Consider the following 5,992-nt stretch of genomic DNA (forward strand, 5'->3'; position numbering starts at 1 on the left):
GTGAGCTTGATAGCCGACAATCGCTAACTGGCGTTCGGGTTGTAGCACTCCACACCCGATTAATACCCGTTCGACTAACGATCGTCCTCCCAGTAAGTGTAATACTTTGGGTAAGTCCGATCTCATTCGCGTGCCTTTGCCCGCTGCTAGAATTGCTACTGCTACCATAAATATGACTACTACCGAAGGAAACTAAATAAAGCCTCTCTTAAAATACCCTATTGCTCGAAGCATCGATGCAATCTTTGACAAACTCCGTTGGCACATTCGAGTTATCGCTAGTTTACCCGATCGCGAAAATGCCCCTTGTTGGCTGCGGATTAGCAGAGAATCACGATCGATTGTTTTGTAAACATCGTGCTTCTCGTATAATCATATTACTCACATCTCGTACCAGCTCGAAAATATTGGCGCGAATCGCCATTTTCACCTCTAACCGTAAGACTCAACCGCAGCACAAGCCGATCTGAATGGGTATGAGCTGTGAGATTACTAACGATCGATTACCTGAATTGATATGCCTTTGTGGTTTAGACGGTTCATTGCAGCAATTTTATTAGGCGGACAGGCGATCGTGCATGTTCTGATGGGCAGATTTAACTACCCGAACATTGTCGAGCAAATGGCTCTAGTCGGCCCCGAATCATTACTAATTGCCCTAGTGACATCAACTACAATCGGGATGGTATTTACCATTCAAGTTGCACGGGAATTTATTAATATTGGTGCGGGACAAGTTGTCGGCGGGGTATTAGCCCTCGCCCTCACTCGCGAACTCGCACCCGTCCTCACGGCGGTAGTCTTAGCTGCTAGAGTAGGTTCGGCATTTGCCGCCGAAATCGGCACGATGAAAGTCAGCGAACAAATCGACGCTCTTTATATCCTCAAAACAGATCCGGTCGATTATTTGGTGATTCCCCGGATCGTGGCTTGTTGCATTATGCTACCCTTACTGACAGTTTTGTCGATCGTCACGGGAATGCTCGGTGGGTTGTTGATTGCCACGACAATCTTCAGTTTGCCAGCACGAGTCTTTATCGATTCGGCACGCACTTTTTTAGATGCCTGGGATCTTTGCAGCGCACCAATTAAAGCCGTTTTCTTCGGAGCGTTAATTGCCATCATTGGGTGCAGTTGGGGCTTGACAACTACAGGTGGTGCTAAAGGTGTCGGACAATCTACCACTACTGCTGTGGTAACTTCTTTACTTGCCATCTTTATCTCTAATTTTTTCCTATCTTGGGTCATGTTTCAAGGTGTGGGCAGTGCGGCTTCTAAATCTTTGTAGATTAGTGGATAGTGGATAGGGTTATTTTTAATCCAAAATCTCCCCGCTCCCCGCTCCTCCCATTTTACGATCCAGGAAAGTCCCGGAGCAGTCGATCGATCGTGGTATTGGCTTGCGATCGATAACTGCCGCCGAATAAATTGTAATGATTGAGAATGTGATAGAGATTATACAAATCCTTCCGCTGTGAATAGCCCGGTGCTAGAGGGTAAACACGCTCGTATCCTTGGTAAAAATCGACCGGGAAGCCCCCAAACAGTTCTGTCATGGCTAAATCGACCTCACGATCGCCCCAATAGGTGGCAGGGTCGAATATGACGGGGATACCCGCCGTTGTAAAACTGGCGTTACCACCCCACAAGTCGCCATGTACCAAGGATGGTTGCGGTTGACGATCGGCTAAAATGTGGGGAATTGCTTGAAGTAATGCCGCAGCTTGAGGAAAAACGCCGCCTTTGGCTTGGGCGAGTTGGAGTTGATAACCGATCCGGCGATCGGCAAAAAATGTTGCCCAGTCTGTTTCCCACGTATTTAGTTGTGCTGTCGAACCGATTGTATTATGAGTATGCCAACCAAATTTTACGCCATCGATCTGGCGAAAGCGAAAAGTGCGTTCTTGGGGTTTCCCCAAGTCGAGCACCTTTTCAAGAGATCGATGCATCGCAGCTAGATTGCTGCCCATTTCAGCCCAATTTTGAGAATTAGCTGTGGTTGTCAAATCTAGATATTCCAGAACTAGATAGCTATATTCCCCAGCGATCCCCCAACAAATTGGCGTTGGTACTTTAATTGTTGCTGTTGCGCCTAGTTCGGATAATCCAGCGGCTTCGGCTACAAACATCTCAATTAGCGATGCTCGATTGAGTTTGAGCAAATAATCTTGGCGATTCGATGGCGATCGAGGATCGTTGCTAATCCGATACACTTGGTTGATACAGCCACCACCGATCGACTGACAATCGACAATCTCAAACTGTGTACCTGTCGCTCGTGTAATCTGTGCGCCAATGTTCTTCCACATCTGAATTCAGCGATAAATTTGGCGTAATTGTGTGGTTGCTCGATCGATCGCGGTAATGCTACCAGGATTGACTAATCCATAATAGTCAAATACGTAGACGCGATTATTTTTAGTCGCTTTAAGTTGTTTGAAAAGTGGATTGGCTTTAACCTTGGCAATATCGGTACCAGGGGCATTAATTAAAATAATCACATCAGGATCGATCGTGACGACTTTTTCAGGCGAAAGGGTGAGATAGCCCGCAAATTGACTTTTCCCCTGGAGATCGGCAACGACATTTTTAACCCCAAATTGAGTCAGTAAATCTCCCGCCCAACTTTTACTATTAGGAGCGAGTAAGGGCCGATCGCTGGCTAGAATCAATGTAGAAGCTGTTTTAGTCGGTTTTGGCTTAAAATAACCTTGATAAGATTTTAGTAGTGGTGCGGGGTCGGCTTGCAAGGAGCTAGCTAATGTTTTCGTTAACTCTGCTAAGGCTTCCCAGCGATCGACTTTAGTTGCTAAGGTGGGAATACCACTATTTTGAAGTTGTGCTAAAACTCCATCGTGCATCCCGGCAGCACCAATGACTAGATCTGGTTTGAGGGCGACGATTTTTTCGAGATTGGGTGGGGTGCGTCCTTCGGCGACGCGGGGTAATTTACTAAAAGCGGGATTTTTTTCTAGCAGTGTGCTACCCGTAATCCCGACTAGTCTAGTCGGACTCAACCGATTGATAATATCGGCACTGAGGGATGTAAGTGCGACTACTCGTTGGGCGTTAGTGACTTTGGTAATGAGGCGCGGCGGTTCAACTATAGCTGCGGGAGTAGCAATTGCAGTTGGAACTGTGGCTTTAGCCGCTGTTATCGACGATCGATTTGAGGTATTTTGGCAACCAGTCAGCCACAGTAAGCTGCTTAAAATTAGCAGTCCACCCATGCCATAGATAGATAGATAAGTTATTTTTGACACGATCGTATTCATGATGGATAGGGGATAGATAATATCGCGATCTGATGAAATATTTTCCGATGATATTTCCTAAAATCTAATTCCTAAACTAGCTGCAACACTAAATCCTGGCTGAGTATACAAATCCAATATCGAACTATTTGCCGCGACCCCACGGACATCGGATGCTTGATAATATTTAGTGTTGAAAATATTAAACAAACCAATATTGAGGGTAGTATCTGGTGAAAAATTGTAATAGCTTAATAGATCGAAATTGGTATAGCCAGGTGTTTTAAATCCGGTGGGCGTAGTATTCCGATCTTTGCTACTAACTAGAGTTGTCACTAACTCAGTCCCCCATCGCTCGTCGCTCGATCGATAGCGCAATCCTAACACGGCTTTAAATGGATCGATCGAGTCTAATGGCTGGTTAGTTTCGAGATTAGTTCCCTTAATTAGAGCCGCACTAGCCAGTAAGCTAAATCCGCCCGGTTGTTGACTGAATTTATATTCTCCTCTAGCTTCTACGCCTGTAATTTCTGCCCCTTTAATATTCTGAGCTTGAAACTGATTGAGAGTTTGTCCGCCAATCGATGCAGTCCCAATTTGCACGGTATCGATAAAGTTATCGTAACGATTATAAAAACCAACCACACTACCTTTAAAACTGACACCATTTGTCTTCAGCCCAATTTCAAATCCGTCCCCAGTTTCTGGTTTGAGATTAGCATTGGGAATGGCTGTATATTGTTGAGCAAAGTTAGTGAATGAAATTGCGGCATCATCATAAGGTGGACTCCGAAATCCGCGCGCATATTGAGCGGTAATTGATGTTTCGGGACTAAGTTTATAGACAACACCGATTTTTGGTGAAATCGCCGAAGCAGTTAACTCTCTAACGTCATCGACACGTCCACTCAGAACGCCCACCCGCCGAAAATCAGCATCGTTCGCGTTGGGATTGAGGTTATAGTAATCATACCGAACTGAAGGAATGATACTCAATCGACCGTTAGCTAACTCGATTTCATCTTGGAGATAGATCCCCAAGCGGGTAGTCTTAGTTGGTGGGAAGGTGCGATTTGGAAAGGCTTCCCCGCCGACATTTTTAGTCTGGGTGCCTGTAGTAATGTTAAATTCAGTATTATCGCGGTATCTAATCGTATCTGTAACATTTAGATCCATTCCATACACCAACTTTTGACGAATATCATTACCGCCCAGATTGGTTTCTAACTGAATATCTCCACCCACAATCCCCTGACGGAAGGTATTAAACGGCGTGCGTCGCCGTAGTGATGTGCCTGCGGCACTACTAACCGTCCGCAAGTCGGTAGAATCTTCAGTAGTATTGGCATTTTGATAATAGATATTCGATTTGAGTTTCTGAACTCCGCCCCCAGTCGGATTACTATATGTATAACCCAAGCTCACGCGCCCGCGAGCGTTATTGTCGTCAGCCGTCTGATTCGTGCGGTTGACTGTTTGCCCTGGCGCACCCGGTAAAGCTCCCAGACTACTATTAACAGTCGTCAGCGTCCGCCTATCGAATAATTCGCCTGTCAAAATGAGCTGATTTTGAGGATTGAGTTGATAAGCAACCTTCCCCACCAGATTATTACCCCCCACGGTTTGAGGATTAGCCGCAATATTGCCCAGATTACTCGTCTCGCGTCCATCTTGGCGGGTGTAACACACAGACGTGCTAATATCGCCGCGTTTATCGGCGAGGACGATATTTTCACTCAGATTGCGACTTGCGCCGATATATGTCGCCTTTACCTGCTGGCTGACATTTCTCCCCTGCAAATAATCTTCAGGATCTTTGGTGGTATAAGCTACCACACCGCCGAGCGCGTCACTACCATACAAACTCGATGCCGAGCCGCGTAAAATTTCGATCCGTTTGATACAGTCAAAGTCTACTAAATTGCGATTGGTATTTGTCATCCCCAAGATATCTGGCAATCTAATCCCATCGACTAACATCAACACCCGATTGCCCTCAATTCCCCGAATATTCACGCTGCCATTGCCAGCTCTAGCAGGGCGATTATCTACCGATACTCCCGGCTCGTACCGAATTGTATCGTCCAAATTACGAACGAAATTTCGATCCAAATCTTGTCTATCCTGTACCGACACCGTACTAGGGGAGTCTTTGAGCGCGCGGCGAGTACGAGTGCCAATGACGGTGATTTCTATTTCTGCATCTGCTTGTGGTTCGACGGTGGTATTAGGAATATTGACTTGTGTTACTCGTTGCGGCAGTAACGGAGGCTCAATGGCTGTCTGGCTCAAAGCGATGGGCGCATACAGTAGCAGCCAAAGGCTATTGCCAAGGAGTGCGTAACGGTTCATGATGGGTGTATTGATTTTTTTGAACTGGGGATAGTGCGGTGGCAGCGATGCGCCAATGGAGAATCGATCGTCTTTACTTGTTGAGTTTAGACAAGCGACCGTACTAGATCCACTTTTTTAACTAATTTACCATTAGTTGCTAATAATTATCAACAAACTGATGTTAAGTTATTGAAATCGATCGGATCTGCAATTATCTCGACGATCGCGATCCAGCCAAAAGGGTCGTAGATAGTGATTATTACCCTTTTCCCTTTCCACCACTTCCCTCCGGATTAAGCCAAATGATGCAAGCTGCGAGCATTTCACAATTGGCGATCGAAATGTGGTAGATTTTATTGAGAAGATATTTCATTAATTTAAACGTATATCTGGTGCTGTCTGAA

Annotated in this window: 5 protein-coding genes; 1 reads left to right on the top strand and 4 read right to left on the bottom strand. The window is 45.7% G+C overall.

The features are described 5' to 3' along the window. The coding region (locus RMO79_RS06455) for an NTP transferase domain-containing protein (protein ID WP_310482240.1) at window positions 1–168 on the bottom strand (168 nt) is incomplete at its 3' end. A 349-nt stretch (window positions 169–517) separates the two neighbouring features. Between RMO79_RS06455 and RMO79_RS06460 the strand changes: the two genes are divergently transcribed. Continuing rightward, entirely contained in the window at window positions 518–1,288 is a 771-nt protein-coding gene (locus tag RMO79_RS06460) for an MlaE family lipid ABC transporter permease subunit (protein ID WP_310482236.1), read from the top strand. A 64-nt stretch (window positions 1,289–1,352) separates the two neighbouring features. Here RMO79_RS06460 and RMO79_RS06465 read toward each other — a convergent pair whose 3' ends face one another. The 3 genes from RMO79_RS06465 to RMO79_RS06475 are packed head-to-tail and all read right to left on the bottom strand — an operon-like array spanning window position 1,353 to window position 5,606. After that, a complete protein-coding gene (locus tag RMO79_RS06465; RefSeq protein ID WP_310482237.1) occupies window positions 1,353–2,309 on the bottom strand; it encodes a fructosamine kinase family protein in 957 nt (318 codons plus the stop codon). 6 nt (window positions 2,310–2,315) lie between these two features. Next, window positions 2,316–3,275: an ABC transporter substrate-binding protein gene (locus tag RMO79_RS06470; RefSeq protein ID WP_310482238.1), complete on the bottom strand. Its 960-nt coding sequence runs from the start codon at window positions 3,273–3,275 to the stop codon at window positions 2,316–2,318. 57 nt (window positions 3,276–3,332) lie between these two features. Next, window positions 3,333–5,606 carry a TonB-dependent hemoglobin/transferrin/lactoferrin family receptor gene (locus RMO79_RS06475; protein ID WP_310482239.1) on the bottom strand — a complete coding sequence of 758 codons (2,274 nt, stop codon included), beginning with the start codon at window positions 5,604–5,606 and terminating at the stop codon, window positions 3,333–3,335. Window positions 5,607–5,992: the final 386 nt, after the last annotated feature.

It is taken from the genome of Chamaesiphon sp. VAR_48_metabat_403, assembly GCF_031422475.1.
In the GTDB taxonomy this organism is placed as follows: domain Bacteria; phylum Cyanobacteriota; class Cyanobacteriia; order Cyanobacteriales; family Chamaesiphonaceae; genus Chamaesiphon.